We start from the raw sequence: 26,262 nt of genomic DNA, 5'->3' as shown, positions 1-26,262 counted from the left end.
TTCAGTTAAACGAATGCTAACCAGCATTTAGCCATTATTCACGTTAGATACTTGTCAGGTATAAAGAAAATCCGAGACAGGCTCCATGTCGAGAGATCAACAACAAAAGTTAACCAGGTGTCAGGACAGCTAATGGTGATTCTGTCTGCCGTTGTTGCGCCCCCTGAGGGCACGTATTGGGTTTCCCTACCCGGCTACCCGGCGGGTTATAGCCACAGGGTGTCAGCGTTACGGCTGTCTATCCGGGAGCCGTTGCTGCCGGGTAACTCTGCACAACGCTGGGCAACATTTTTTGCAAAGAGCCGAGTACGTCGCCGGAGCGGGTGGCTACAGAGAGGCTGCGGACGGAGCGTGAATCGCTTCCAACAACTGGTGGATCGTTTCGGTTATGGGCTTATCCGCTATTCCGGCGTCTTATCGACCGTTACGTATAAAATGAGCAACCTCACCCATAACCTTTTTGATGGCCTACTGCATTGAAGCACCCCCTACATTGATCGAAGCCTCTGCCGAACAGATCTGGCAGATTCTGACCGACCTAGACCGCTACCCGGACTGGAACCCGATGACGTTTCGGGTTGAATCGGATCTACGCCCTGGCGGGCCGGTTGTCCTGCATGTGCGGATGAATGAGCGTTACACCCGCATTCAACACGAAATTTTAACCGATTTTGATCCACCTTATCGGCTAGGCTGGCGACCCACTATGCCCGCCTTTCTGCTAAAGGCCAACCGAATTCAGCAGATCGAGCCACTGGGTGAGCGGCAATCACGCTACCGTACCTGGGAAACCTTCAGTGGGCCAATGGCGCCCCTGGTCATGTTTTTGTTTCGAAACGATATTCAGCGCGGTTTCAATGCGGTGGCTACGGCCCTGAAACGGTACGCCGAACAGCAGTACCTTTCCAGGGCTAACTAATTTGAATAATGGGTCGACAGGTCAACTGTTTAGTTTGAATAGAAGGTAAAAAACAAACGTATTAATGCTGTTTTCGTATGTTTTCCCTTTTGTTAAAATTACCAGGGGCCATTCTGTTTGACTTGATAAAAGCGAGTGCCGTTGAACCGAAAAAGCCCTTGTCCTGTACCCCACCACGTATTGCCTGATTTATCCTGAAACATACTTTGCACACAGCAACTCGGGCCATCAGCCGGTGTGAACACAGTGAATGCTTTAGGGTTGGGTAGGGGAATAGAAGGGTCAAATCTTGTGGTGCTGCCCCGGGCTGTAATCCAGACGATACCTGACTGTTCTATGATAAGGCCCCAAAACTCAGTTCCGCCCAAACCATCTTTGGGCGTATAATCTGTGAAGCTTGTACCATCGAACTTGCAAATGCCGTTTTTCATCGTGAACCACATGTTGCCAGCTTTATCCTGTGCCAGGCCACCGGCATAATTCTCGCCCAACTCTTCCTTTTGGTTATAATTTACAATCGTTTTTCCATCATAGCGAAACACCCCTTTGTTGGACGAAGCAAACCAAAGAGTTCCGGCTTTGTCTTCCAGAATCCCCGCCACATGGATAGAGGGGAGCAATGGAAATAGCGAGAAGCACGGACTACCAACGCTATCCGCCGATGGGTCATATTGGTAAACCCCACCGTGGGTGCCTACCCAGATTTTACCGGATCTGTCAACGAGGATGCTTTTTCGGCTTATGTCGATGTGGTTTAGGCCATCTTTTTGATTGTAATTTCTGAACGCTTTGCCAACAGCCCGTCTGGGGTCGTATTTATACACGCCCTGATCGGTTCCAAACCACATATTGCCGTTTTTGTCTTCATTGATGGCAAAAACACTGTTAGTACGAAAGCCATCCGGATTGGAAAAATAAGTCAACGTTTTTTCATCATACCTCACGACACCTTCGCCTATGGTGCCAAACCATAATCTGCCTTTCGAATCCTGAAAAATACTTCGGATGTATTGACTGACTAAGGTTGTGTCAAAATCGGGGGCCAACGCGGCTGCCTTAAAGTTTCTTAGTACAGTTGGGCTTTGTTCAGGCGTATATGCACCTGTTTTTATTTGGCCATGGCAGACTGTATAAATGGCTAACGAGCAAAAAAGCAGTAGTTTCGTTAATGACATATGGTTGCGCAATCCTTATTACATTTTATGAAGTTATCTGGTAAAGGCTGAGACGCTTTGGTAGCCCAACTCCCATTTCGTGGATGTTTGCCCATTGCAGGAGGTAACCGCCGTTTGCAAGGCAAAACTAACAATTACCCACAATGGGTTTCATAGTTTCATAAGGGAGCGTGTGTTGGAAAAACCAGCGTGGCTACGACGATATGTCAATCTTCTATTGCTTCAATCCCCTGATCTTTGAGCTTCGCTAACCCATCTTTCATCGCCTGGACTTGCCCGGGAGCATGTCCCTGCCAAACCGTAATTTCGCCAACGACCTTAAACGGGGATTTTGAACGATATGACTTTGTTGGATTACCGGGGAATTTTTTGTCGGTTAAATTCGGATCATCCTCAATTGGCCCCGTTGGCTCTACCAAATATATTCGTTCCCGGCCTTCTCCCAACGCCAGTTCAGCGCCCCAAATAGCGGCATCCAAAGTAGCTGTCAGATAGATGTATTTAGCGTTGCTGTTTTTCCCATAATTGGAGGCTACGCCCGTTTTAATAACGTCGCCTATCTTCAGATCGGCCTTTGTGCCATGGAAAAAAGTCTGCACAAAAGGACTCGGGCTTGATAGATGCTCATTTTTTGGGTTTTCCATTGTCACGTTGGCTTATTGTTGAGTTTAAGATCGATCCATAGATTCGCATAGAAAACGGTTTCACCGGCAATTTTATACTCACTTCCGAAAACACGGCTGTCAGGCGTAGGATTGATTTTCTAATGCAGGCAATCGGCAGAAAGGGTTGATTTGATGGCAAATGCCCTGGGGCTAAACTTCTTCAGGATCATCAGCGCACTGTCGGCGGTGCGCTGCTGCTCGTATATCCCCGCTATCAGAGCCATTGATTTGTCGGAGGATGTTTCGTGGTAGACGTCCATGAATTCAATGCTGAGCGTTGACGACGGAAACCGGCGGGGATAGTAGTCACCGGCATAAACCAGATCTTCGCTGTTGTCTGGCAGGGCAATCAGGTCTTTGGCTTTGCTATAGGTTCGGCCCATAGTGTCTATCGACTGCCGCAGTGGCGTTTGATAACCAAGCATTTGTTGCCGCAGGTTAGCATAATACACGCCTGTATCAGCCACAACGACGAAGTAAGTGGCAGTGGTGCCTTCCTGGTACTGCCCTTCAGCAGTATCCTGACCTGTAGGAGTGCTTCTTGCTGCAACGAGGGTAGGCTGTAAGCTGTCTGTTTTATCAGAAACCTGCTTTTGGGATTGAGGCTTACCGCATGAGATAATCGTCAACGTCAGTAAGATGTATGGTAGTCTGGCCATGTAATTGGGCCTGCTTGTATGATAGGCGCTTGTGTTCGAGTAAACACAATAGCAAGTAAAAATTACTACTGGTCTATAGGTTCAGATGTCAATCGTCTACCCATAACTTTATCAATGCCTTAGTTAAAGGGTTCATAATTAGACAGTTTTATATTATCAAACCAGGCGTCAATGTAACCTTTCTTACTGACGGAGCCAGAGCGTAATCCCACCTCAAAACATCGGCCAATATCTGTTTTCAAATTAAACGCAGCACTAACTTTACCCCAGTTTTGGTAGTGTAAATCGGCGAACCGCACTTTGTAAAATTTCCAGTTCTTATCAACAACAGGAATCATTGTTGTAGAGCCCCATTTGCTGCTATGCCCTTTGCTAAGCACCAGATAATGAAGCATTAGTGTGTCGCCTTCACCGCCTTTACACCAAAAGGAAAGCCAGGTATCCTGCTGAAAAGATTTCCATGTTGACTCCATTCCATCAGCCGCAAGCGTATCAGCTTTGAGGTCAGTGAACCAGGTAAACGGTTTGTCGGATGTTATGGAATCCCATCTTACATGAAGGCAGGTTTTTGATCGCTTATTTAATTGATTTTCCTTGACTCGATCATACGAAAAGGTAACATTTCGATTGACCCGCCACCAGTTTTCAGTCTGTGGTTTATTCTCAAAGTCATGTATTATAATTTCCTGCTTTTTCTGGGCTACAGCAAGTTGCAAGGGGAGAGTTACCAGAAAGAGTAATAAAAGTAAATGCTTCATATTTTGGCGAGAAAATAAAAATACGCCTATTTTAGTTTGATAAAATCAGTCAGCCAAATCACTGGCTGTTAAAATTGTTTCATCAAGCTTAAGGACTCAATACTTTTTTTGAGTTTGAATAAAGGAAGTATTATCATTGATACTTTTACTTGGTCTTCGTCAATATCTTTGAAATTGTAATAAACTTGCTTCAATTCTGCTTAATATATTCAGTGAATTTAGGTGTATTTTTGAACGTCAAAACACACTATTGATAACAGGACTTTCACAGTCTAGGACTTCATCATAAAGTCAACCAAAAACCCTATAAGAATGGCCGAGGCTGAAAAAGTGATCAGGCCTAGTATATAGGAAAAAAAAGCTTTTAGATAGTTCATCGTTTTGCCTCTGCCAAAAAACTGTCCTATCGCCCAGGAACAATAAACAGCGCCTATTATACCACCAATAGCCATTAATTTTAGGCTTGTCAAGCCCTGGAGTAAAGCAAAAAATGAATAAATCAACATGCAGATTCCCATGACGAAGCAAAGTAAAATCAATAATTCAAATGTGTTGTAAGGATATTTTCTGAAAAATAATTTTAGCCAAAAGGTGATAAAAATTCCTATAATTATATTTGCATAGCCATAATGTCCTTCTATCCATTTGAAGATTTTAACTGGTGTTTTTAACGCATCGCCTTCAAATTTTATATATTGATCTTCAATATGAAAAAGATGGATTAAAAAAGAATAGATTAACGAAGTTATAATAATGAAGATTACCGGTTTAACCAGTCGACTTCTGTTTTCAGAAAGATAATGACTAATATTTTGCCCCGGATTTGTTATCAGCTCTCTAACTGTGTATAAAATCCCACGTTCAAAATGCAGAACGTGTTCGATTTCGTGGAGGATATAATGTCCGTCAATTCTTTTTAAATTTGCTGGCTGTCCACAGTCCGGACAAAATTTTGAATTTACTTCGGCGTTACAGCTTTTACAATTCATTTTATGTGTGCGATCGTTTATCAATTTGCTTTTTAATCGTTGCTTGAGACTTTTGCTGTTAACGGTTTAGATATTGACGTTGTGGAAAAACCGATGATGATCGGGAGCGACTTTCAGTTTGTAAGTTAGGGTTACTTTTTTGATGCCTTGCTTAGGAGAGATGTTACAACCTGAAAGATATATGGTAAAACAATTGCTTTTTTGTAAAGAACAAAAGAAAAGGGGTGAATTAATTAATGGTTCAAATTACACCATTCGCTTGGGCGTTGCACCATATTGACTTTTGTAAGCCTTGATGAAGTGAGAGACGCTTTCGTAACCAATCTCCATGCTGACTTCCGAGACGTTCTTGTCGGTGTTACGGAGCAGGAAATGCGCGTGTTCGAGTCGTTTTCGGCGTATCCAGTGGCCGGGGGATGTATGAAAATGTTCCTCGAAATCACGCTTGAACGCTGACAGACTCCGACCTGATAGTCTCGATAGCTCATTCATGGATAGCGGCTTGAGGAAGTAAGTGCTCATCAGGTAGTCGAGATCGGTTTTCTGGCCCTGGTAGATGTGCCAGAGGATAGCCCGCAGGTGCTGGGCGGAGTCGAGTTCGAGCAGGTGAAGCAGGAGTTCCTGCGATTTGAGCCGCAGTAATTCGTTCAGAAACGGCGTTCTAGCCCCAAAGTAAGGGAGTAACGAGTTAATGAACGTGGCGAAGGTAGGCGATGACGTAAAGGACAGAATCGGATCGTCGGGGAGGGGCGTTTGCAGGCTTTCGAACAGGTTGAGGTGCTGGCTGACAAACTCCTTCAGCGACTTCTCATTCACGAAAAAGACGAGGCTTTTGTAGTTCGCGTCGATGGATTCGTTCATCGAATAGCAGCCCCGCTGAAAGAACAGGATCTGGCCTTTGTGTACGTGTAGCTCCTGCGTGGGCGAACTAAACTTCTTTTCGCCTTCCAATACCACAATAACGGCATGTTCTTCAAAGAAAACTTCGTTCCGTTCGGGATATACGTCACTGCGGTAGGCCACAAACGTCATCTCCGAACCGTCGGGCCGCTGAATGTTCAGGGATTGAAACTGGTTGGCTTGGATGGAAGAGGGGACGCGGAGCATAGTATTGATTAATATTTTCGTCAGCCAGAATGGCGAAGTCTGTTAACTTCATCAGGCTGCCCTATCGACATCAATGATACGTTCGCTCCATAAGGCATTGATCACGTAGCGGACAGCTTCCTGAACAGCATCGGTCGAGAGCCGGGGAAACTTGCGCATGATATCCGCAACTGACGCTCCGTTGGAAACAGTTTCCAGAATCAGTTCTACACGGATACGCGTTCCTTTCATACAAGGCTTTCCACCCAATATGCCGGGTGTAGAAGCAATATACTGATAGACCACAGTGTGTTTTTTATACTAAGTTACACCAAAAACTGAAACAGGTCGGGTTGGTTGTTCAGGTACTCAAACACGATGTTTTGGTCCTTCATCCGCTCCAGGAGTGGCTCAAAATCTTCGCGGTTCTTCAGCTCGATACCCACAACTGCGGGCCCTGTTTCGCGGTTTGTTTTCTTGGCGTACTCAAACCGGCTAATGTCGTCGTTGGGCCCTAGAACATTCAGGAAGTCGCGGAAGGCACCGGCCCGCTGCGGAAACCGGATGATGAAGTAATGTTTCAGGCCTTCGTATAGGAGTGACCGTTCCTTGATTTCTTCGGTTCGGGTAATGTCATTATTGCCACCACCTACCAGACACACCACGTTTTTGCCCTTAATTTCATCTTTCAGAAAGTCAAGTGCCGCAATCGTTAGCGCACCGGCAGGTTCGGCCACAATCGCTTCTTCGTTATACAACTGAAGTATGGTTGTACATACCTTACCTTCCGGAATCAACACAACCCGATCCAGATTCTGGCGGCATATCTCGAAGGTGGTGTCGCCCACCCGCTTCACGGCGGCTCCATCCACGAATTTATCAATCTGGCCGAGTGTAACGACGTGACCTTCTTCAATGGCTACCTTCATGCTTGGCGAGCCAAGGGGTTCAACACCGATAAGCTTGGTTTTGGGGCTTAGCTGCTTAAAAACTGTGGACACGCCTGATGCCAGACCGCCCCCGCCAATGGCCATCAGGAGGTAGTCGATCTTGAAATTGGAGTCTTTAAAGATCTCCAACCCAACGGTTCCCTGCCCTTCCATCACCTGCACATCGTCGAAAGGATGCACAAATATGCTTTCGTGGGTGTCAACAAATTCCATGGCGGCATGGTAGGCATCGTCATACGTATCGCCAACGAGCACGACCTCTACAAAGTCTTTGCCGAAGAGTTTTACCTGTTTTACTTTCTGGTTGGGTGTGGTCGTCGGCATGAAAATGGTGCCATGAACGGCCATCTTCCGGCAGGCATAGGCCAATCCCTGTGCGTGGTTACCGGCGCTGGCGCACACAACACCTTTGGCGAGTATGTCCGGCGACAGACTCGCCATTTTATTATACGCCCCCCGGATCTTATACGATCGAACGACCTGCAGATCTTCGCGTTTGAGGAAGATATTGGCCCCGTAACGGTCTGATAAATTAATGTTTTCCTGAAGGGGCGTATGGGTGGCTACGCCCCGAAGCCGTTCGGCTGCCAGATAAATATTGTCGAGGTCTGGAAACGTAAACTTTTTCTCTTCTGCTACCGTGCTCATACCGTAAAGTTACGCAAACAACGAATAAAGACGCTGTTAAACCCGAACCTGGGCTTTGTATTTACGTACAGCATGGTGCGCCGGTTGGCAGACCAGGTCACTTAACGAGCGCCCTTACGGGAGCGATTGGTCCGAATGCCGAAGGGTAAATAAAGCGGACAACTGCTAACCAGGCTTGTTGCGACAAACACGGCAGCCAGAGCCAGGCTTACGATAGCCCAAATGCCTGAAACAACGCCTGTGGCATACAAACCAACCAGGACAAGCGCGACGATAACCCGTATCGCCCGATCGAGGGAACCCATATTTTTTGTCATGTCTTTTTTTTACGAATGACGCTCATGGTTCAATCCCGATCTGTAACAAAAGTCACATTAGCAGGGAGTTACGGGAAAAATAATAGCTATGTCTCAGCCTCCGTACCCCGGATCAACCGGGGCACGGAGGCCGCTCGGCACCTTGTTTATTTAAAGCCGAATAGTAATGGAAAGAGAAACGTTACGACAATTGTCCAGAAGCAGTAGACGGGCAGGTAGGCTGCAATTGCTTTTCCGACTTCGGCCAGGGGCACTTTCTTCCACACCACTTTGTACAGTTGCGTGGCTACCAGCAACAGATTAAGTAAAATCAACACGTTGCCACCCAGCACGGCAGCCCGGTTGGGGGTGATGCCCCCTTCGGTAATTCGGAACACGATAGCCGACAAAGCGATGCCGTTGACGAGTATGGTGACCAGCGATAACAGGAAAAGAACCCATATTTCCGGCTGGCTTTTGGTTGACTTTGACGTTTCAGCAACGGAGAAGAAAATAATGGCCATGACGCCAATGAGCAAGGCGTTGAAGATTAGCAGAAACTCCCGGTCGTTATACGGGTCTTTGCCCGAGTAGATGATGGCGATCAGGTAAATGATCAGCATCACAACCACCAGCGGACTGAATATTCGGGCAATTACCGGCGATACTTTCCCAACCAGATGCGGATTGGTCTGGGTAAGGTAAGTGCCGACAATAGGAGCCGCAGGCAACGCGCGAAGGACAATATTTTCGAAATAAAAGTCTTTAATATCAAAGCCAATAAGGTGGAAGAGACCAACGGTTATGCCCGTCATGATGCCGCCTGCGATCAGGATGAGGGTAGTCATGACGACCAGATCACCGTTATACCGCAAATAGCCAAGTCGCTTCTCCGCGTTATTTCCGGTCTCGCCCACAAAAGCAACACCCAGTATGGCCCACAGAAACAAGAGTAAGTGGATACAGGATAAAATCAAGGTGTCGCTTTTTTTTACGTCGGGCAGGAAATTGATGAATAGCAAACCAGCGAACGTGGCACCCGCTATAGCTGCTATTTTGCCCATTGACAGATTGTTCTTCCAGGCAAAATAGGCTGTCAGCGCAGGGAAAACGACAAAACCAATGTTGCGGGGATAGAAAAAGTCTTCGCTGATAGGTAAAAAGGAGGGCAGCTTGACGATAAAACCCGCTACCAGCGCGGCCAAAAGCACCACAACTATTTCGCGGCCGCTGCCCCAGTTAATCTCATCGCTTTCATACGTCAGCCGTTCATTCCAGAAATCAGCTACTATATTGCCTTTAAGCTCCGGATATAATGTGTTGAACTGCCGCTTAAAATGAACCTTGTCTGTCCGGTACATTTTTTCCAGTTGCTTAGGGTTGTCCAAATGGGTGAGGATCTCGTCTTTCATGAGTTTGTATGGTAGGTTTATTTTAAATTTTGTTTTTGAGGATGGCTTCTAATCCCACAAGGTGCCGTTTAAGCCCAGAACGGCACCAAGCCATAGCCCAATGATGTACACCAGCAGGCTCAGTATGTTGGCCAGTGCTTTTAGCCAGCTGCCCTGATAACGCAGCTGGTCCATGAAGTAAAAAAAGACCCCGCCCGCTGCCCCTGCCAACGGCACGACAATTAGCGGTTTCAGCATCCATAGTTTTGGCCAGTTTGGGTTCGGATTTTTTACGGGCAGTAGGAAAAGGACGATCAGTACTAAGGCTATTCCGGCGCCTTGCAGCATCCGTTTGCCTACTGAACCCGGGTGAATTGGCTGCGTTGTTGATTGGCTGATTTGTGTCATAGTCATTGAGGGATAACTGGTTCTTAATTTATTTATGAAGTACTTTGAATTTCAAAGTTAGAGGGTAAAAAAAGAGACTTGCCTGTTGGGGGCAAACGTTTGTTGACTTACTCCGCAATTCCCTTGATGAGTTTTTCCAGTGCGTTTAAGTGATCGCTAAAGGCTTTGCGCCCAAGTGGCGTAGCGGCATACCGTGTGTTCGGTTTTTTGCCGATAAACTGCTTCTCTACCTGAATATAATTTAGCTTTTCCAGGCCTGTTAAGTGGCTGGCCAGATTGCCGTCTGTCACATCAAGAAACTCCTTTAGTGAAATAAAATCCAGCGCATCGTTAACCAACAGCGCCGACATGATGCCTAGCCTGATCCTGCTCTCAAATGCTTTATGTAAACCGTTAATGGATATGTTCACCTTTCGTACCGGTAATGCATGTAAATGCCATAAATGATATGGAATACCCCGAAGCCCAACGCCCACAGCAGCAACCCATAATCAACAAAATAAGCCCCAATCAAACCCAGACCCATTTGAATGAGCCCCAGACTTTTCACTTCTTCGTAGGTGAATTTGCTGGCGTTGTATAGTGCCAGGCCGTAGAAGAGTAACGAGAACGGAGCAATAAAGGCAATCAGGCCTTTGGCAATGAAAACGAGAATCAGCAGACCGCCCGCAATAAGGGGAACAGCCATGTTGATCATAAGCCGCCTGGATGTAGCGTTCCAGAGGGTTTCACCCCGTTTGTTGGCTTTCCGGGCCGATAGAATAATGGCAGTACCAATCGCCAGAAGCAACACCAGCGTGGCTAACAGAATAACATTCAGCAAACCGGAAGATGCCCACCCCGCTCGGGCCAGGTCATATACGGATTCGGTCGGGTTAAAATTGAAAAGGGTGTGGGCCAGATAAGCTCCCGCCAGGGCATATAGGCCCGCCATGATGCCTGCCCAGCCGGAAAGCGACAGAAATTTGGACGAGCGCTCCATCATGGAACGTATTTCAGCGATATTCCGGATATAGTCCTGGTCTTCCTTCATTTGAAAGTACTTTGAAATCCAAAGTTATTGAGAAATCATGAATATGCAAGCGTTATTCAATTTATTGATGTTCATTTTGGAATAAAAATCTACGGGTAGTTGCTGCAGACTACTCAGGGTACGGGTAATCTACAGTTGAGCCAAGACCGGTATGCAGGCCCTGCTTGTGCAAAGCCGTTGGGGGGTCGGTTTGTGAGTTGCCGGTGCTAACGAGACAAAGAAACCAAAATCGGTTCATGGCCATGCCGATGGGTTTATGGCTTTGCCTGCTCGTCAGCTGGACGAGTCTGCCGCCAGATTCTTAGAAAAGCCGATGAGTGATGAGGCCACTTAATGGTGACCTGCCGTGGCAGCATCGAACACACGGCAGAAATTGCCGCTGCCCACCTTGCCGATCTCATCGTCGGCAAAGCCCGCGTTTAGCAGGACATCGACAACGGCGTAGTAGAATCCGGTTGACTGGTCGGCCCAGGCTTCATTTGTGCGTTCGCCCACCCGACCTCGATTCTGACTACTGCCGGGTTGAGAAACAGGGCTACCGGGTCTGTAGGTAGGGGTCATTTTGGTGTCGGTGCCCATGCAGACATGATCGATTCCTACCCCAAAAACCAGGAGGCCTCAGCAGACATATTGTGTCCGCTGAGGCCTCCTCTGTCAACTTATGTTTACCGGGGGGGATTGTCGCGCGCCGGTTAAAATCACGACCTACGCCCATTCGCCAGTCGTGGCGTCCGGGTCGTTACAGATTACTGGCTGAAAAGGATTACTGTGGATTGGTTTCCATCAGCTTCAGCGCTTCATCGTCTTTGTACTTAACGATCTGCTCTTTCAACTGCTTTTTGAGGAGAGCCGTTACCTTTTCGTACCCTTTCTGGCCGTACAGGTTTTTGAGGTTGTTGGGGTCTTTCTGAATATCATAGAGTTCCCAGAAATCGTCCGGACCATAGAACCGGGCCAGCGTGTACTGAGCCGTGCGCAGGCCAAAGTGGGGCGACACATGGTGCGGCTGTGGATACTCGTAATAGTGGTAATACGCCTGATTTCGCCAGGTGTTCTTGCCGCCGGTCAGCAGGGGTAGAAATGACTCTCCCTGCACATAGTCTGGAACGCGGGTGCCGGTCAGGCTCAGCAGTGTGGGTGCCCAGTCGACATTCGACACGACCTGCTTCACCTGGCTGCCCGGCTTGATAACGCCCGGATACCGAATCACAAATGGGGTCTTCAGAGATTCTTCATAAATCCACCGTTTATCGAACCAGCCGTGTTCGCCGAGGTAAAAGCCCTGGTCGGAGGTATACACCACCACTGTGTTTTTGGCCAGCCCATTTTTATCCAGGTAATCGAGTAGTTTGCCGATGTTGCGGTCCAGCGAGTTGGCCGTGGATAGGTAATCTTTCATGTAGCGTTGGTACTTCCACTCGACCAAAGCCTTGCCGCTAAGTTTCTTTTCGTCAAATTCCTTACTGATTTTATTCTCGTAGTAGTCGTAGAAAGGCTTTTTCTGCTCGGGTGTGAACCGGTTGTAGGATGAGTAGGGTCCCGTAGCGTCATAATTGGCATGCACTTTCAGATCGCTGGCCAGAACCATGGTTTTATCAATGCTCATGTCCTGTTTTTGGGCAGCGGTGCGCCCTTCGTAGTTGTCGTAGAACGTAGGCGGCAGTGGGAACGTAACCTGGTCGTAAGCCCCTAAATCTTCCGTGGCTGGCAACCACTCGCGGTGGGTCGCTTTGTGACCGACTACCAGAAAGAAAGGCTTTGACGTATCACGGTGCGAAAGCCAGTCGGTCGATAAACTCGTTACAACGTCTGTGACGTAGCCCATGTGGCGGGTTGTCTTATTGTTCGAGTCGACAAAGTCTGAATTGTAATAACTCCCGTGCCCCGGCAGTATATTCAGGTAATCGAACCCGTGGGGTAGGCTGCCCAGGTGCATTTTACCGATCCAGGCTGTTTGGTAGCCGTTCTTCTGCAACTCTTCGGTAAATACCGGCTGGTTGATATCGAATACCTTCTCATTGAGTTTGTAGCCATTCCGGTGCGAGAACTGGCCGGTCAGCAAGGTAGCCCGACTGGGGCCGCAGATGGAATTGGCCACCACGTTATTGTAGAGAATGGCCCCTTCCCGGGCGATCCGGTCGATGTTAGGCGTTTTGGCTAGCTTACTGCCATACGCACTGATGGCCTGCGACGTATGATCGTCGGAGATGATGAAGACGATATTGGGGCGCTGCTGCGCCGGACGATCCGTTGGGAGGGCATCCGGCGAAACAGGTGTATAGCCGGGTATAGCCAGCAGCAAAGCGACGGCGGTTGCGCCCAGCAAGGAGCGAAAAACGGCTTGTTTTGTCATTGATTTATGGGTTAAAAAGACGGGTTACGGGTCGTATCGGAATGTTTAAAGAAGTAAGCGGCTCGAGGTATAACAGAAGTCGGGGTCGCCGACGTTAATAATTGCCCCGGTAGCGGTGGTCGAAGCGTTTCTGCTTGATCGAATGGAGCGGTATCTGTAATCCATTGGTCGATTCAAGCCAGTCGAATACCTGCCCTTTCAGCTCTTTGGCGATCTCCTGATGCTGCGGACTGCGAATCAGATTATTCACTTCCTGCGGGTCGTTTTTCAGGTCATACAACTCGTTGGCCTCCCAAACCCCGTGATTGAAAATGTACTTATAGCGGTCATTTCGGACGCCAAACATGGTGGGCGTCTGTGGGAAATCGGCTTCCCAGTAATATTCGTAAAAAGCCCGGTCGCGCCAGGGTATGGTTTCGCCTTTGAGTAAAGGCAGGAACGAGTTTCCCTGCATCTGGGCGGGTTTGGGCAGGCCCGCATAGGCCAGGAACGTTGGGGCAATGTCGACATTCTGAATAACCTGCTCCAGTTTCGTACCGGGCTTCACAATGGCCGGGCAGCGGACCAGCAGCGGCACCCGCATCGACTCTTCATACATGTGTCGCTTGTCGATCAGGCCCCGCTCGCCAAAGCTAAAGCCGTTGTCGCCCATATAAACGACCATGGTGTTTTCCAGCTGGCCATTTTCTTCCAGCCATTTCAGCACCCGCCCAACACTATCGTCGACACCCATCAGGGTTTCGCAGTACTGCCGGTAAAAGTCATTGAAATCAATGGCCCCGTGATACAGATAATCGACGCCGTGCCAGCTGTAACGCTGCTGCTTAACCCAGTTGGGCATGTCGGCCATGTTGACTTGCAAGGCTTTGGTTTCCGGATTCGTTGATGATTTTGGCCCCCATACTTTACTGGTGTCGGAAGCCGTCAGGTACATTGTCTGCGGGTAATTGATGGGCATGTTTCGGTACAGGCCTTTGTGGCGTTTGGCCGGCTGAAAGTCGGCATGAACGGCTTTGTGCGACAAATACAGGCAAAACGGCTTGTCTTTATTGAGCGAACTCAACCATTTAACGGCATAATCGGTCAGCAGATCCGTGGTGTAACTGCTGTCGCCATGAGCAACCTGTTTGCCGTTGATGTTGAACGTCGGGTTATAATACACGCCCTGCCCCTTAAAACTAAGCCAATAGTCGAAACCCGGCTGGGGCGCATCGTCGGCGTTACCCATGTGCCATTTGCCCAGAAAAGCCGTTTTGTAGCCTGCTTTTTGCAGGTATTGCGGGAAGAATTTCAGCCCCGGCGTCATGGGCGCAAAATTATCGACAACCTTATGCGTGTGGGCATACTGGCCGCTCAGGATACTGGCGCGGCTGGGTGAGCAAAGGGCGGTGCTGACAAAGGCGTTTCGAACATGGGCACCTTCGGCCGCAAGCCGGTCGAGATTAGGCGTTTTCAGACCGGCTACCTTGCCCGTGAACCCCATAAAATCGTACCGATGGTCGTCGGCCAGGATGTAAATTATATTCTTGGGTTTGGCCGCACGGGGCCCTGCCGACGGTTGGCCGGGGGTCTCTTTGCCCGGCAGTTGCGGGCGAAACGCCATCAGGGAGCCAATAAGCGATAGCAGGACAAACGTGTAAAAGAGTGGGTTTTTCATGACAAATGCGAAACGGGAAACAGTATTGAATACCAATTGAATATTTTTATTGGCCTTGGTACCGGTTGTGGGGCTTCATCAGCATGATAAAAAAGACGTAATAGCAGCGAACTACTTAATACCCGGTATTCTGTTCTCATTTTTTAGTAATAACTGGTTCTCTTTGCGGAATAGACAATAGCACACGCTATTGAGAAGGACAGCAGCCAAGCCGGTTGGGCTTATATGATCTGGTCGTTCCCTGCCAATAAGTCCGGGCAAAGTAGCCACCGTCCTTACACGCGCTTACTGTAGTGATGCGTGTCTACAATCATCCTGATCAGGTACACTATAAGTTGGATAATACGTATATTCGTAGAAGGGTGCTTCAATCAGCACCGTACGTGATTTGCGATACTTAATCCAACCGGGCTATGCCTAAACATTTACTGGCCCTGCTCACAACGATTATTTTTTTTACCGTCGTTGTTAATGCCTGTACGAAAGATGGTCAGGGCACAGCCGTTGCCCCTCTGGTATCTGTGCCGGTTGAGCCGACTCCGGTCAGTAATCCCATCACTGACCCTACGGCTTTGCTTGGGCAGATGCTGTTTTGGGACCCGATTTTGTCGGGGAGAAGAGACGTTGCCTGCGCTACATGCCACCATCCTGCCAATGCGTACACCGATGGTCTGGACCTTTCGTTGGGGATCAATTCGATCGGTTATGGACAAAGTCGCTGGCCTCTACAGCCGAATGACGTAAATTTTACAAAGCGCAACGCCCCAACGCTACTCAACGTAGCCTTTAATGGGATGGATGCCAGCGGAAATTATGTGCCGCTGGCCGCACCGATGTTCTGGGATTCGCGTGTGCAGAGTCTCGAAAATCAGGTGGCCAACCCAATGGTGACCTTTGAGGAAATGCGCGGCCATGCTTACCCCGAAGCCGTCGCTTTAGATAGTGTAGTTGCCCGGTTGACAAAAATTGCCGAGTATCGACAACTGTTTCAGACGGCTTTTGGTGCCGACCAATCCATTACGGCGGCAACGATCAGCAAGGCCATTGCGGCCTTCGAACGCACGCTAACCGCGATGAACTCGCCCTACGACCGCTACCAGAAGGGCGATAAAACGGCGCTCACCGAAGCGCAAATTAAGGGAATGCTGATCTTTAAAGACAAAGGCTGCGCCTTTTGTCATGCAGGCCCCATGTTTTCCGACTATAAACTGCACGTCATGTCGGTGCCTGATAATGGTAAACTCGCTGCGTCTGACGCAGGCGCAGGAGGAACCTATGCCTTTCGGACCCCATCGCTGCGAAATGTCGGGATGACGGCTCCGTACATGCATAGTGGGGTTTATGAAACCCTGAAGCAGGTGTTGACATTTTATGACGACATCGGCGAGCCCATCTCCCAAAATCCGCATGTGCCGGTGGAGCAGCTAGATCCCAAAATACAGCGAATTGCCCTGCGTGATTTTGAGCAGGAGCAGGTGATTGCCTTCATGAATTCCCTGACCGATAACGGTTTTGATAAGACAATTCCGGTTCGTGTTCCCAGTGGTCTGAGTCCCGGTGGCCGCCTTCGGTAGCTCCATACCAATTAAACACCATCAACACCTGGCCCGGCGCCTGGCCGACTGGCAGGCCGATACGGGTTGGTTTACCCGGCTTTAGGGTAGCGCGGCCGGGAAGCCGCGCTACAACTCTTTTTATATATCCGAATAATCGGTTGGGTATAAAAACCGGGTATCGTTTCTCGATACGTTCTTCTGGTAGTTGGGCATGGCAGAAAGCTTTTTCCAGTAGTCGTCCTTGCCAAAGGCGTCCCAATGGGCGTCTCTCGCTGCTTTGTTCTCGAATGTTGTGAGGTACATCAGGTTAGGCATGCGGCTGCCGGCCACTACTTCGGCGTAAAAAACGGCGTTGAAGCCAAGCCGTTTAAATAAACCAATCTCATCGCCCTGATTGAACATGTCTATCTTGTTTTTCGAGATCTTCTCGGTGTGTCCTTCATAGCTTCTCAGTTCGTAGACGCGGTCTTTTCGGGCCGAGGTCAGTTCGGGAAGGGTAAAGTGCGGGCTCTTTTCAAAAGCGTTTAACAGAATGGTCTCGATGCGGTCGTAGGGGGGCACGTTATACACGGCATCCAGATAGGCTGCGCCATCGGTCAGATACTGCTTGTCTTTGGCGAGTTTTTCGTCCAGCTTAAAAAAGTCATCGCGCGACCGGAAGGGAACAAACACATACAGCAGGCGATCGTCGGTAGATGCCGGTGTTGCTGCGTTGACAATAGTTTTGAAAACACCCACTTTCGCGATGCCCATCCGGTGGAGGGCCGGTAGATACGCTTTCTGGAGAAAATCGTCCAGCTTCTGTTCCTGATCGGCTGTTTTATAATGATACACTTTTAGTTCGTAAAACTCCCGGCTGGCCATGGGGGTAAAGGCGAATGAAGCCGCCGACTGAAGTAAGACAAACAGGCAGAGTAAACTGATTTTTGACATAGGATTTGACTAAAAAGCTTAATTGGTAAAACGGGTAAATGTACTAATCTTTCCGGGCCATTGTTGATCTCGACTTATAGCCAGTCTACTCACAATTTTCAAAGCGACTGTCTCTCCTTTTGCGCTGCATTGGGGCCACGGGTATGTATAACGCTTGTATTACGGGGGCGTCACGGATATAGGAGGAGTATGGCTGTATAGCGGCTAAATCGTTAGGGAGCGGTCATTTTAGAACGGTATGAATTAATTCAGTGACGAAGTCGTGGTTCAGTTGTTACGCTAAAAACAACATACAACCATGAACGAAGAAAGTCACCTTAACAGACGTCAGGCCATTCAGGGATTAGGTACCGGCTTCGCTGCCGTCGTTGCCACGCCGGTATTAGCCGCTTCGGGCGGTACTCCTGCGAATGCCACGGCGCCACCCGCCCTCGACAATCCAACCAGTAAATACCCGAAACCACCGTTTAAAGAGCAGCCACAACCCTGGCCGGGCCTCGCCGGGAAAATGGACCCGAAACCCGATCATGGTGAAACAAGCTACAAAGGATCGGGTCGGCTGGCAGGCCGGAAAGCGCTGATCACCGGGGGCGATTCGGGTATGGGTCGGGCCGCAGCCATTGCCTACGCCCGCGAAGGAGCCGACGTAGCCATCAATTACCTGCCTGCTGAAGAGCCGGATGCCCGTGAGGTTATTGCACTCATCAAAGCCGAAGGACGTAAAGCAATCGCGATTCCCGGCGACATCCGCGACGAAGCTTTCTGTCAGCGGCTGGTGGCTGAGGCCGTGCGGGGTCTGGGTGGTCTGGATATTCTGGTAAGCAATGCCGCCCGGCAGCAAGCCCACGCATCCATTCTGGATATATCGACTGAGCAGTTCGACTGGACCATGAAGACCAACATCTACGCGCCCTTCTGGATCATAAAAGCGGCTTTACCGCATCTGCAGCCCGGATCGGCCATCATAGGAACCACTTCGGAGCAGGCTTACGACCCCTCGGCAGATCTGTATGATTATGCTCAGACGAAGTCGGCCACTACCAGCTTTGTGAAGTCGCTGGCTAAACAGCTTGGCCCAAAGGGCATCCGGGTAAACGGCGTTGCGCCCGGTCCGATCTGGACCCCTTTACAGCCTAGCGGAGGAGCTACCCAAGAAAAGCTCAAGACCTTTGGTGGACAAACGCCACTGGGTCGGCCCGGTCAGCCAGCCGAACTGGCATCCATCTATGTTCAGTTGGCCGCCAGCGACGCCAGTTATGCAACCGGACAGGTTTACGGAGCCGCCGGAGGCAGCGGCCAGCCTTGATCGTAGTTAACCGGGTAAATGGCTGGTTCGTCGTCGGATGACAGGAAGAGAAATATGATCACAAAACTGGCTGGCCATTTGCCCGACTATAGACGATAGGGCGACTTAGCTGAACGAGAATTATGGAAAAATCCGCAGTCGATAAGGTATCAATAGGCGATCCGATGAACCGGGTCGATGGCCGGTTAAAGGTTACCGGGGCGGCTCAATATGCGGCCGAATACAACCTGCCGGGCATTACCTTCGGGGTGTTGGTGACCAGCACGATTGCTAAAGGCCGCATTGCCGGTTTGACGACGACGGTTGCCGAAAAAGTACCTGGTGTACTGGCTGTGCTGACCCATAAAAATGCCCCTAAAGTGCCCGGCTACGAGGCTGGAACGGATAATGCTGGCTCCAGGGTGTATGGCCAGGAGTTTCGCGTTTTTTACGACGATCGTATCTACTTCAGCAATCAGCCGGTGGCGCTGGTTATTGCCGACACGCTTGAACGGGCCACTTACGCGGCTTCGCTGGTGAGGGTGTCCTATCAGCAGGAGCCGCATCAGACCGATACCAGGGCAAACCTTGGCAAGGCAATCAAGCCTGAGCGACCGGAAGATTATTCACGGGGAATCCCGAACGCCTACAAAACAGCACCGGTGACCATTGAGCAAACGTACCACACGCCGGTACACGTGCATAACCCCATAGAAACCCATGCCGCGACCGCTTTCTGGGAAGGCGACGACAAGCTTATTGTTTATAACAAATCGCAGGGTGTGAAGCTGGCGCAGAAAGACCTGATGAAAGCGTTCAATTTGAAAGAAGAGAACATTCAGCTTCACTCCCCATTCGTGGGCGGGGCATTTGGTAGTTCGTCGCGCATCTGGCCGCAGGAAATGGCGGCTATCCTTGGGGCTAAGCATGTGGGGCGTCCGGTAAAAGTGTCGCTCAAGCGGCAACAGCAGTTTAATATGGTGGGTTACCGCCCCCGGTCGGTTCAGAAGATCGGGCTTGGTGCCAACGCCGATGGGACGCTTGTGGGTATTACGCACGAAGCGTATGGGCTGACGTCTACCTACGAACAGTTCACCGAGCGTATTCTGCACCCCACCAAGTCGGCTTATCGCTGTCCTAACCTGACGGCCAGTTACCAGCTCGTTCCGCTCGATGTCAGTACGCCCTGCTGGACGCGTGGCCCCGGCGAAACCAGCGGATCGTTTGCACTGGAATCGGCGATGGACGAACTGGCCTACGCCCTGAATATGGACCCGATGGCCCTGCGCCTGAAGAACTACGCGGAGGTAGATCCCGAAAACAACAAACCCTGGTCGAGCAAATACCTGAGCGAATGCTACGAGCGGGGTGCCAGCCAGTTTGGATGGAGTAAGCGAAACCCGGAACCCCGCTCCATGCGGTCGGGCGAGATGCTGGTTGGTTTTGGAATGAGTTCGGGAATTTACAAAGCAGAGCGCAGTCCGGCTGCCGCCCTTGCCAAACTTACGGCAGATGGCAAACTAACGATTCAGAGCGCTACGGCCGATACTGGTCCGGGTACCTACACTGTGATGACCCAGATCGCGGCCGACCTGACCGGCATTGCACCGGAAAATATTTCGTTTGAGCTGGGTGATTCATCGTTCCCGCAGGCACCGCCCCAGTTTGGTTCGCATACAGTCGCGTCGGTTGGTTCGGCGGTGCACGACGTGTGCATGGCCCTTCGGCAGCGGTTCGGTGAATTGGCCATCCACAAACAAGGGTCAGCCTTGTACGGTGTTGCCCAAACCGAACTCGTTTTCAATGGCGATACTATTGGGTCGAAGCAGGGAGCTGCCCGTTTGTCGTATGTGGATATTCTCAAGCTGAACAACCTGCCGGAACTGGCCGTTACGAAAGAAGCGAAGAGCGGTCCTGAGGTCGGAAAATACTCGGGCAAATCGTTCTGCGCCACTTTTGTGGAAGTGAATGTGCACCCGCAGACAGGCATGGTGAACGTAAAGCGGGTAGTGTCGGCCATTGATGCGGGAAAAATTATGAACCACAAAACAGCCCGCAGTCAGGTATTGGGCTCTGTTGTATGGAGTCTGGGTATGGCCCTGATGGAAGACGCGGTGATCGATCACCGCTTTGGCCGGTATGTGAACAAAGACCTGGCCGAATACCACGTTCCCGTTTGCGCCGATATACCCGAGGTGGACGTGATTCTGATTGACAAACCTGACCCGATCCTTGACCCCATGGGTGCGAAGGGGCTGGGTGAAATCGGTATGATTGGGTTGCCCGCAGCTATTGCCAATGCCGTCTATCACGCCACCGGGAAGCGTATCCGGGAACTGCCCATCACCCCGGATAAACTCTTGTAAGTCGACGTCGGCAGCGTTCTGAAGCCATTATCTTACAAAGTAAACGGTACCCAGTGGCCAGTAACTGGCTGTACCGAATACCGGTGGGTGCATCTGCGGACTACTTGTTTACCGGGTTTCGCAGGAATGGGTAAAGTCCATTTCTGTTTCGGCGAAGTGGCAAAAGCCGTCCAGCAGCTGGCTGAGCTTTTCGCCGGTTGGTGTTAACGAGTACTCCACCCGGACGGGAACTTCCCGGAAATTATCATTTCGGGTAATGAGTTTGTTCTGCTCCAGGAGTTTCAGCCGGTCGGCAAGTACATTATCACTAATCCGTTTCAGGTCTTCTTTTAAGCTTGAAAACCGATTGTTGCCTTCTTCTATGCTGAAGAGCACTTCGGTCAGCCAGCGTTTGCTTAGTATATTGATAAGCTCGTTTAATGCACATTTCTCTTCAAGAAACGTTTGATTATGGTAATTGGTGGAGCTTAGTTTTCTCATTCGAGTACTGATTTTTTTAGAAGTAACTCACAATTTTTGAAGGTATTGCCCGGACTGCCATCTGCCTGTTCCTTTGTGCCAATGACGTGAAAAAACCGTAGACGTACGCGACTAATTATGTCTTAAAGATACGTCATATGTTCTGACCGATTCCTACTCCCTTTCCTTTTTTACCGACGATCAATCTATTGGTTGATCGTTCTTATTTAACGTGAATAATGACCGCTACGGCGGTCGGATGTTTGTAGCAAAATGGTCTGCTGATCCAGCCAGCGTGCCGTAGGTACGTAACAAACAATAAACGTTGCGTACCTATGACACGCTGGTTGGATCAGCAGGCCATTTTGCTACAAACATATCGTGCCTACGGCACTTAACGGCCTGATAATTAACTGACGTTAATAATGTTATGTGCCGTTTTATTCCGTTTTTCAAAGCATCGGCCCGCTGGCTGAGTGAAACAAACTGTTTGTTTCACTCAGCCAGCGGGCCGATGGTATTATTGGACTGGTAAACCAGCGGAGCCGTTACTAGGTCCGCTCAGGACGCAGCGAACGAACGGCTTTACCGGCTTGCCACATTTCTGATTCGCGCAGTTCGGCGAGTTCAACTTCGAGTTTCTCGCGGTAGTCAGGCTGCGAGTTGCGAGTGATGCTGATTTCAGCCTGCTCCTGCGTTTTTACCGAGTTATACAGTTGCTCGAAAACGGGCTTGGTCGCATCGCGGAAAGGCTTCCACCAATCGAGGGCACCACGTTGAGCGGTTGTCGAGCAGTTGGCGTACATCCAATCCATACCGTTTTCAGCGACCAGCGGCATCAGCGACTGGGTCAGCTCTTCAACCGTTTCGTTGAAGGCTTCGGAAGGGCTGTGGCCATTGGCGCGCAGTACTTCATACTGAGCGGCAAAGATACCCTGAATAGCACCCATCAGCGTACCACGCTCACCCGTCAGGTCGGAGGTTACTTCTTTGTAGAAGTCGGTTTCGAACAGGTAGCCCGAACCTACGCCGATACCCATGGCAATGGCTTTGGTGCGTGCGTTGCCCGAAGCATCCTGATAGATAGCGAAGCTGGAGTTCAGCCCTTTGCCTTCTACGAACAGACGACGCAGCGAGGTACCCGATCCTTTTGGAGCAACGAGGAATACATCCACATCGGCCGGAGGAACGATACCGGTTTTTTCTTTATACGTTACGCCAAAACCGTGCGAGAAATACAGCGATTTGCCGGGTTTCAGGGCGGCTTTCACGGTTGGCCACAGTTCGATCTGAGCGGCATCGGAGAGCAGGAAGCAAATGATCGTACCTTTTTCCAACGCTTCTTCAATTTCGAACAGCGTTTCGCCGGGTACCCAGCCATCAGCAATCGCTTTGTCAAACGTTTTGCCTTTACGTTGTCCAACAATCACGTTGAAGCCATTGTCGCGCATGTTCAGCGACTGGCCGGGGCCCTGTACGCCGTATCCAATAACCGCAATGGTTTCATTGGCCAGCACCTCGCGGGCTTTTTCTAACGGAAATTCTTCCCGTGTGACTACTTGTTCCTCAACTCCTCCGAAATTAATCGTTGCCATGTTTAATTGGTTTTGTACTCGTATTGTAGGATTGTGATTGGTTATAAATAATAAGCCCACTCGGCTTCGGGCAGGTACTCGACCAGACCTTTTTCGGTCTTGCCGACTGCTACGCGGCCTGAGCGAACAAACTCAAGAATTTCGTACTGTTTGAGGTATCCGAAAAAATCGAAGATCTCGGTGTCGTTGCCGGTTTTCTCGATAACGACGTAATCCAGTCCCCAGTAAACAACCCAGGCTTTGTATTCTTTATTGATGGTCTCAACATCAAGCGATTTACTGCCCAGTTGGGTCGAAATCTTGAAGAGTGCAATCTCATTGTAAACAATCTCGTCGTTGAGGTAGCCGAAAACGGCCATCACTTCCACAATCTTGCGAATCTGACGAACGAGTTTCTCAACTTCTTCCCGCGATTCGTGCTTGATCACGATCGTGAAGCGCGATACGCCTTTGCGCTCCGTTTCCGAAACGGTCAGGCTCTCGATGTTGATGCGTCGGCGGGTGAAAATGATCGTGATGCGGTTCAGCAGCCCGATGGTATTCTCCGTGAATATGCAGATGGTGTAGGTTGTCATCTTATTTAAGTCTTATCTGCGAAACGCTGGCTCCGGCGGGAACCATCGGGAACACGTTCTCTTCTTTCTCAACGATCACTTCGAGCAGGAACGGCCCTTCGTGCGCCAGCATGGTATCGAGAGCATCGGACAGGTTATCCCGTTGATCGCAGGTTTGCCCGTCCATACCAAAGCCGCGGGCAATAGTGATAAAGTCAGGGTTTTGCAGCTCTACGAACGAATAGCGCCGTTCGTGGAACAACTGCTGCCACTGGCGAACCATGCCCAGGAAGTTGTTATTCAGGATGATGGCCTTTACCGGCTGCTTGTTCTGGACAATCGTACCGAGCTCCTGAAGCGTCATCTGGAAACAGCCATCGCCAATGATTGCCACCACCTGACGGTCGGGGGCACCCACCTGTGCGCCAAAAGCCGCCGGTAAGGCAAAGCCCATGGTGCCCATGCCCCCCGACGTAACCAAACTGTTGGGTCGACGGAACTGGTAATAGCGGGAAGCCATCATCTGGTGCTGACCAACATCTGTAACCAGCACGGCTTCACCTTTCGTTTTCTTCGACAGCATGTCGATCACCTCGGCCATTCTGATTTTACCACCGGGGTGGGTCAACTCAGGTACCGTAATGGTTTCGTTTTCGATCACGTCGAACTTCCGAAACTCGTTACGCCAAACCGTGTGGTCGTTTGGCTTCACGAGGGGTAACAATGCTTTCAGTACTTCTTTGGCATCGCCAACAACGGGAGCGTCGGCCCGGATAATTTTGTCAATCTCCGAGGGGTCGATCTCAATGTGAACAACTTTTGCCTGTTTAATGAACTTGCTGGCATCGCCGGTAACCCGGTCGTCGAAGCGCATGCCAATGGCAATGATCACATCGGCCTGATCGGTCATCACGTTCGGGCCGTAGTTGCCGTGCATGCCCAGCCAGCCCACATACAGGGGGTGGTTGGTCGAAATAGTTGATTGCCCAAGCAGGGTGGTGGCTACCGGAATACCCGTTTTTTCGGCAAACTCGATCAGTTCAGCTTCGGCTTTGGCAATCTGAATACCGTGGCCAGCAAATATATAGGGGCGCTTGGCCGAGTTAATCAGGTTGGCTGCGGCCTCGACCTGCTCTTGTTTCGGAATTCGCCGTGGCCGATAACTCACCAGACTCTGGCAGCGTTCGTACACGAAGGGCTTCGTCATCAACTCCAGCTGCGAACTTTTGGTCATGTCGATCAGGACAGGCCCCGGCCGACCCGACTGCGCGATATAAAAGGCTTTCGACAGAATTTCAGGTACTTCGTTCGCATCCGTAATCTGGTAGTTCCATTTCGTTATGGGCATGGTAACGCCCATAACATCGGCTTCCTGAAACGCATCGGTGCCCAACAGTTTTCGGCCAACCTGACCCACAATACAAACGAGTGGTGTGGAGTCTATCAGCGCATCGGCAATGGCCGTTACTAGATTGGTTGCTCCCGGCCCCGAGGTAACAAGGCAGATACCGGCCCGGCCGGTTACGCGAGCGTAGCCCTGAGCCGCATGACCGGCCCCCTGTTCATGGCGGACAAGGATATGGTTTATCTGATCCTGATAGTCGTAGAGGGCATCATACACGGGCATGATGGCGCCACCGGGGTACCCAAAAATAGTTTCTACACCTTCGGCTAACAGGGATTTCATCAGGGCGTGCGAGCCGTTGATGTATGTAGCATCCGGAGCAACCGCTGGGGCTGTATCCACTGCGTGAGCGGTTTCCGGTTTAATACTGGCGATTGCTTCCATGATGTATGGTCAATTTAAAAATCGTATTCAGTTTGTTGATTTACTGTTGTTATTCGTTCTCTAGCGTTTCAATTATTGCTTCAATGGAAATCAAAAGTGGCGTTGCATTTTCAGTTATGACCAACCACACAATCATCAGATCGACGTCAATGTATTGATGGATGAGCCGATCCCTCATTCCGGCTATATCTCTCTCTCCATGGAATATTTGTAAAACGTTCACGGACTTGTTTTGATAACCGTTTAGTTGCCTCACCCGCGATCTCTAACTGCCTGACGCAGGCATCCTGAGTCTTCGAGTCATTCAGAAATTCCGCTAGCGTCATTTCTTCAGCGTACTCCAATAGTTTCTTAAAACTATTGGCAATATGATCCAAGTAGGTTAGATCGTCATTCATGAAGAAACTATCTTGAGATCATTTAGGACACGTTGACGCATACGTTCATTTTTAAGCCCACCGTCTGATACCAGATCGACTTTTATATTGAGAATCTCTGACAACTCACGTTCCATTCTGACGAATGTTAACAAGGAAACTGGCTTGATGAATTTGATCAGAATATCCAAATCACTTCCCGGTCCATTTTCACCCCGTGCCCATGATCCAAAAATACCTACCCATTCAAGCTGATAAGGCTTAAGATAATTGAGGATTTGCTGGTTCTGGGTGGCCGTTGTCATGGTTTCAGTCAGTAATGCTGGTGGTCAGTACATGGATAACAGTTTTGATTATTCAC

The 26,262-nt window shown here is 49.8% G+C and carries 29 protein-coding genes and 1 pseudogene; 5 read left to right on the top strand and 25 right to left on the bottom strand.

The features are described from left to right. Nucleotides 1-117 precede the first annotated feature (117 nt). Entirely contained in the window at nt 118-480 is a 363-nt protein-coding gene (locus tag ACYVK4_RS10790; protein WP_461127499.1) for a hypothetical protein, read from the top strand. Beyond that, the gene (locus ACYVK4_RS10785) at nt 464-919 is read left to right on the top strand and encodes an SRPBCC family protein (RefSeq protein ID WP_461127498.1); all 456 of its coding nucleotides are present in this window, start codon (nt 464-466) and stop codon (nt 917-919) included. Before ACYVK4_RS10790 ends, ACYVK4_RS10785 begins: the two co-directional genes overlap by 17 nt. A gap of 98 nt (nt 920-1,017) precedes the next feature. On the opposite strand, the gene ACYVK4_RS10780 is transcribed toward ACYVK4_RS10785, so the two are convergent. The 17 genes and pseudogenes from ACYVK4_RS10780 to ACYVK4_RS10700 all read right to left on the bottom strand — a co-directional run bounded on the left by ACYVK4_RS10780 (nt 1,018) and on the right by ACYVK4_RS10700 (nt 14,987). After that, entirely contained in the window at nt 1,018-1,842 is an 825-nt protein-coding gene (locus ACYVK4_RS10780; RefSeq protein ID WP_461127514.1) for a ligand-binding sensor domain-containing protein, read from the bottom strand. Nucleotides 1,843-1,881: 39 nt separating this feature from the next. Next, nucleotides 1,882-2,094: pseudogene (locus ACYVK4_RS10775) on the bottom strand (two-component regulator propeller domain-containing protein); the annotation flags it as partial. A gap of 206 nt (nt 2,095-2,300) precedes the next feature. Beyond that, nucleotides 2,301-2,738 carry an NAD(+)--rifampin ADP-ribosyltransferase gene (gene arr, locus ACYVK4_RS10770; RefSeq protein ID WP_461127497.1) on the bottom strand — a complete coding sequence of 146 codons (438 nt, stop codon included), beginning with the start codon at nt 2,736-2,738 and terminating at the stop codon, nt 2,301-2,303. Between the two features lie 119 nt (nt 2,739-2,857). After that, on the bottom strand, nt 2,858-3,418 hold the full coding sequence (locus ACYVK4_RS10765) for a hypothetical protein (RefSeq protein ID WP_461127496.1): 561 nt from the start codon (nt 3,416-3,418) through the stop codon (nt 2,858-2,860). A 119-nt stretch (nt 3,419-3,537) separates the two neighbouring features. After that, a complete protein-coding gene (locus ACYVK4_RS10760; RefSeq protein WP_461127495.1) occupies nt 3,538-4,176 on the bottom strand; it encodes a hypothetical protein in 639 nt (212 codons plus the stop codon). Between the two features lie 272 nt (nt 4,177-4,448). Further along, entirely contained in the window at nt 4,449-5,165 is a 717-nt protein-coding gene (locus tag ACYVK4_RS10755) for a DUF3667 domain-containing protein (protein ID WP_461127494.1), read from the bottom strand. Nucleotides 5,166-5,411: 246 nt separating this feature from the next. Next, complete coding sequence (locus ACYVK4_RS10750; RefSeq protein ID WP_461127493.1) at nt 5,412-6,272, bottom strand: helix-turn-helix transcriptional regulator; 861 nt, start codon at nt 6,270-6,272, stop codon at nt 5,412-5,414. A 51-nt stretch (nt 6,273-6,323) separates the two neighbouring features. After that, nucleotides 6,324-6,557 (bottom strand): DUF433 domain-containing protein, encoded by a 234-nt coding sequence (locus tag ACYVK4_RS10745; protein ID WP_461127492.1) that lies wholly within the window; start codon nt 6,555-6,557, stop codon nt 6,324-6,326. Nucleotides 6,558-6,577: 20 nt separating this feature from the next. After that, complete coding sequence (gene ilvA / locus ACYVK4_RS10740; protein WP_461127491.1) at nt 6,578-7,849, bottom strand: threonine ammonia-lyase; 1,272 nt, start codon at nt 7,847-7,849, stop codon at nt 6,578-6,580. A 101-nt stretch (nt 7,850-7,950) separates the two neighbouring features. Further along, nucleotides 7,951-8,166, bottom strand: a complete 216-nt coding sequence (locus tag ACYVK4_RS10735; RefSeq protein WP_461127490.1) for a YgaP family membrane protein — start codon at nt 8,164-8,166, stop codon at nt 7,951-7,953. Between the two features lie 146 nt (nt 8,167-8,312). Further along, nucleotides 8,313-9,557, bottom strand: a complete 1,245-nt coding sequence (locus ACYVK4_RS10730) for a hypothetical protein (RefSeq protein WP_461127489.1) — start codon at nt 9,555-9,557, stop codon at nt 8,313-8,315. Between the two features lie 48 nt (nt 9,558-9,605). Then, on the bottom strand, nt 9,606-9,944 hold the full coding sequence (locus ACYVK4_RS10725) for a potassium transporter KefB (protein ID WP_461127488.1): 339 nt from the start codon (nt 9,942-9,944) through the stop codon (nt 9,606-9,608). Nucleotides 9,945-10,051: 107 nt separating this feature from the next. After that, the gene (locus ACYVK4_RS10720) at nt 10,052-10,354 is read right to left on the bottom strand and encodes a winged helix-turn-helix domain-containing protein (protein ID WP_461127487.1); all 303 of its coding nucleotides are present in this window, start codon (nt 10,352-10,354) and stop codon (nt 10,052-10,054) included. Beyond that, nucleotides 10,351-10,977, bottom strand: coding sequence for a hypothetical protein (locus ACYVK4_RS10715; protein ID WP_461127486.1), 627 nt, complete (start codon nt 10,975-10,977; stop codon nt 10,351-10,353). The genes ACYVK4_RS10720 and ACYVK4_RS10715 overlap by 4 nt, the downstream gene beginning before the upstream one ends. A gap of 330 nt (nt 10,978-11,307) precedes the next feature. Then, complete coding sequence (locus ACYVK4_RS10710; RefSeq protein ID WP_461127485.1) at nt 11,308-11,556, bottom strand: hypothetical protein; 249 nt, start codon at nt 11,554-11,556, stop codon at nt 11,308-11,310. 184 nt (nt 11,557-11,740) lie between these two features. Beyond that, complete coding sequence (locus tag ACYVK4_RS10705) at nt 11,741-13,330, bottom strand: sulfatase family protein (RefSeq protein WP_461127484.1); 1,590 nt, start codon at nt 13,328-13,330, stop codon at nt 11,741-11,743. Between the two features lie 94 nt (nt 13,331-13,424). Beyond that, nucleotides 13,425-14,987 (bottom strand): sulfatase family protein, encoded by a 1,563-nt coding sequence (locus ACYVK4_RS10700; RefSeq protein ID WP_461127483.1) that lies wholly within the window; start codon nt 14,985-14,987, stop codon nt 13,425-13,427. A gap of 413 nt (nt 14,988-15,400) precedes the next feature. Here ACYVK4_RS10700 and ACYVK4_RS10695 point away from each other — a divergent pair, with 413 nt between their 5' ends. Continuing rightward, the gene (locus ACYVK4_RS10695; RefSeq protein WP_461127482.1) at nt 15,401-16,561 is read left to right on the top strand and encodes a cytochrome-c peroxidase; all 1,161 of its coding nucleotides are present in this window, start codon (nt 15,401-15,403) and stop codon (nt 16,559-16,561) included. Between the two features lie 120 nt (nt 16,562-16,681). On the opposite strand, the gene ACYVK4_RS10690 is transcribed toward ACYVK4_RS10695, so the two are convergent. Continuing rightward, nucleotides 16,682-17,476 (bottom strand): NIPSNAP family protein, encoded by a 795-nt coding sequence (locus tag ACYVK4_RS10690; RefSeq protein ID WP_461127481.1) that lies wholly within the window; start codon nt 17,474-17,476, stop codon nt 16,682-16,684. A 298-nt stretch (nt 17,477-17,774) separates the two neighbouring features. On the opposite strand from ACYVK4_RS10690, the gene ACYVK4_RS10685 reads away from it, so the two are divergent. Both ACYVK4_RS10685 and ACYVK4_RS10680 read left to right on the top strand, forming a co-directional pair. Next, a complete protein-coding gene (locus ACYVK4_RS10685; RefSeq protein ID WP_461127480.1) occupies nt 17,775-18,782 on the top strand; it encodes an SDR family oxidoreductase in 1,008 nt (335 codons plus the stop codon). Between the two features lie 122 nt (nt 18,783-18,904). Beyond that, the gene (locus tag ACYVK4_RS10680) at nt 18,905-21,127 is read left to right on the top strand and encodes a xanthine dehydrogenase family protein molybdopterin-binding subunit (RefSeq protein ID WP_461127479.1); all 2,223 of its coding nucleotides are present in this window, start codon (nt 18,905-18,907) and stop codon (nt 21,125-21,127) included. A gap of 108 nt (nt 21,128-21,235) precedes the next feature. Here the strand turns inward: ACYVK4_RS10680 and ACYVK4_RS10675 are convergent, their stop codons facing one another. From ACYVK4_RS10675 to ACYVK4_RS10645, 7 genes are all read right to left on the bottom strand, one after another. Next, the gene (locus ACYVK4_RS10675) at nt 21,236-21,607 is read right to left on the bottom strand and encodes a winged helix-turn-helix transcriptional regulator (protein WP_461127478.1); all 372 of its coding nucleotides are present in this window, start codon (nt 21,605-21,607) and stop codon (nt 21,236-21,238) included. Between the two features lie 530 nt (nt 21,608-22,137). Beyond that, complete coding sequence (gene ilvC, locus ACYVK4_RS10670; protein WP_097126190.1) at nt 22,138-23,181, bottom strand: ketol-acid reductoisomerase; 1,044 nt, start codon at nt 23,179-23,181, stop codon at nt 22,138-22,140. Between the two features lie 41 nt (nt 23,182-23,222). Beyond that, nucleotides 23,223-23,756, bottom strand: coding sequence for an acetolactate synthase small subunit (gene ilvN, locus ACYVK4_RS10665; protein WP_461127477.1), 534 nt, complete (start codon nt 23,754-23,756; stop codon nt 23,223-23,225). 1 nt (nt 23,757) lies between these two features. Then, nucleotides 23,758-25,524, bottom strand: a complete 1,767-nt coding sequence (gene ilvB, locus ACYVK4_RS10660; RefSeq protein WP_461127476.1) for a biosynthetic-type acetolactate synthase large subunit — start codon at nt 25,522-25,524, stop codon at nt 23,758-23,760. 49 nt (nt 25,525-25,573) lie between these two features. After that, the gene (locus ACYVK4_RS10655) at nt 25,574-25,660 is read right to left on the bottom strand and encodes a hypothetical protein (RefSeq protein WP_461127513.1); all 87 of its coding nucleotides are present in this window, start codon (nt 25,658-25,660) and stop codon (nt 25,574-25,576) included. Between the two features lie 10 nt (nt 25,661-25,670). After that, nucleotides 25,671-25,850 carry a HepT-like ribonuclease domain-containing protein gene (locus ACYVK4_RS10650; RefSeq protein ID WP_461127512.1) on the bottom strand — a complete coding sequence of 60 codons (180 nt, stop codon included), beginning with the start codon at nt 25,848-25,850 and terminating at the stop codon, nt 25,671-25,673. A 68-nt stretch (nt 25,851-25,918) separates the two neighbouring features. Beyond that, nucleotides 25,919-26,206: a nucleotidyltransferase family protein gene (locus ACYVK4_RS10645; protein ID WP_461127475.1), complete on the bottom strand. Its 288-nt coding sequence runs from the start codon at nt 26,204-26,206 to the stop codon at nt 25,919-25,921. Nucleotides 26,207-26,262: the final 56 nt, after the last annotated feature.

The organism is Spirosoma aerophilum, from assembly GCF_054782495.1.
Note: the sequence above shows the minus strand (reverse complement) of the source record. Positions and strands in the feature narration are given on the sequence as shown.

Bases quoted from the DNA above. Each gene is read 5' to 3' on its own strand.
- ACYVK4_RS10655 (WP_461127513.1), bottom strand. From the start codon at position 25,660: ATGATTGTGTGGTTGGTCATAACTGAAAATGCAACGCCACTTTTGATT.
- ACYVK4_RS10645 (WP_461127475.1), bottom strand. From the start codon at position 26,206: ATGACAACGGCCACCCAGAACCAGCAAATCCTCAATTATCTTAAGCCT.
- ACYVK4_RS10650 (WP_461127512.1), bottom strand. From the start codon at position 25,850: ATGACGCTAGCGGAATTTCTGAATGACTCGAAGACTCAGGATGCCTGC.
- ilvN (WP_461127477.1), bottom strand. From the start codon at position 23,756: ATGACAACCTACACCATCTGCATATTCACGGAGAATACCATCGGGCTG.
- ACYVK4_RS10680 (WP_461127479.1), top strand. From the start codon at position 18,905: ATGGAAAAATCCGCAGTCGATAAGGTATCAATAGGCGATCCGATGAAC.
- ACYVK4_RS10765 (WP_461127496.1), bottom strand. From the start codon at position 3,418: ATGGCCAGACTACCATACATCTTACTGACGTTGACGATTATCTCATGC.
- ACYVK4_RS10730 (WP_461127489.1), bottom strand. From the start codon at position 9,557: ATGAAAGACGAGATCCTCACCCATTTGGACAACCCTAAGCAACTGGAA.
- ilvA (WP_461127491.1), bottom strand. From the start codon at position 7,849: ATGAGCACGGTAGCAGAAGAGAAAAAGTTTACGTTTCCAGACCTCGAC.
- ACYVK4_RS10685 (WP_461127480.1), top strand. From the start codon at position 17,775: ATGAACGAAGAAAGTCACCTTAACAGACGTCAGGCCATTCAGGGATTA.
- ACYVK4_RS10675 (WP_461127478.1), bottom strand. From the start codon at position 21,607: ATGAGAAAACTAAGCTCCACCAATTACCATAATCAAACGTTTCTTGAA.
- ACYVK4_RS10785 (WP_461127498.1), top strand. From the start codon at position 464: ATGGCCTACTGCATTGAAGCACCCCCTACATTGATCGAAGCCTCTGCC.
- ACYVK4_RS10715 (WP_461127486.1), bottom strand. From the start codon at position 10,977: ATGAAGGAAGACCAGGACTATATCCGGAATATCGCTGAAATACGTTCC.
- ilvB (WP_461127476.1), bottom strand. From the start codon at position 25,524: ATGGAAGCAATCGCCAGTATTAAACCGGAAACCGCTCACGCAGTGGAT.
- ACYVK4_RS10735 (WP_461127490.1), bottom strand. From the start codon at position 8,166: ATGACAAAAAATATGGGTTCCCTCGATCGGGCGATACGGGTTATCGTC.
- ACYVK4_RS10695 (WP_461127482.1), top strand. From the start codon at position 15,401: ATGCCTAAACATTTACTGGCCCTGCTCACAACGATTATTTTTTTTACC.
- ACYVK4_RS10755 (WP_461127494.1), bottom strand. From the start codon at position 5,165: ATGAATTGTAAAAGCTGTAACGCCGAAGTAAATTCAAAATTTTGTCCG.
- ACYVK4_RS10690 (WP_461127481.1), bottom strand. From the start codon at position 17,476: ATGTCAAAAATCAGTTTACTCTGCCTGTTTGTCTTACTTCAGTCGGCG.
- ACYVK4_RS10760 (WP_461127495.1), bottom strand. From the start codon at position 4,176: ATGAAGCATTTACTTTTATTACTCTTTCTGGTAACTCTCCCCTTGCAA.
- ilvC (WP_097126190.1), bottom strand. From the start codon at position 23,181: ATGGCAACGATTAATTTCGGAGGAGTTGAGGAACAAGTAGTCACACGG.
- arr (WP_461127497.1), bottom strand. From the start codon at position 2,738: ATGGAAAACCCAAAAAATGAGCATCTATCAAGCCCGAGTCCTTTTGTG.
- ACYVK4_RS10700 (WP_461127483.1), bottom strand. From the start codon at position 14,987: ATGAAAAACCCACTCTTTTACACGTTTGTCCTGCTATCGCTTATTGGC.
- ACYVK4_RS10705 (WP_461127484.1), bottom strand. From the start codon at position 13,330: ATGACAAAACAAGCCGTTTTTCGCTCCTTGCTGGGCGCAACCGCCGTC.
- ACYVK4_RS10750 (WP_461127493.1), bottom strand. From the start codon at position 6,272: ATGCTCCGCGTCCCCTCTTCCATCCAAGCCAACCAGTTTCAATCCCTG.
- ACYVK4_RS10725 (WP_461127488.1), bottom strand. From the start codon at position 9,944: ATGACACAAATCAGCCAATCAACAACGCAGCCAATTCACCCGGGTTCA.
- ACYVK4_RS10710 (WP_461127485.1), bottom strand. From the start codon at position 11,556: ATGGGCACCGACACCAAAATGACCCCTACCTACAGACCCGGTAGCCCT.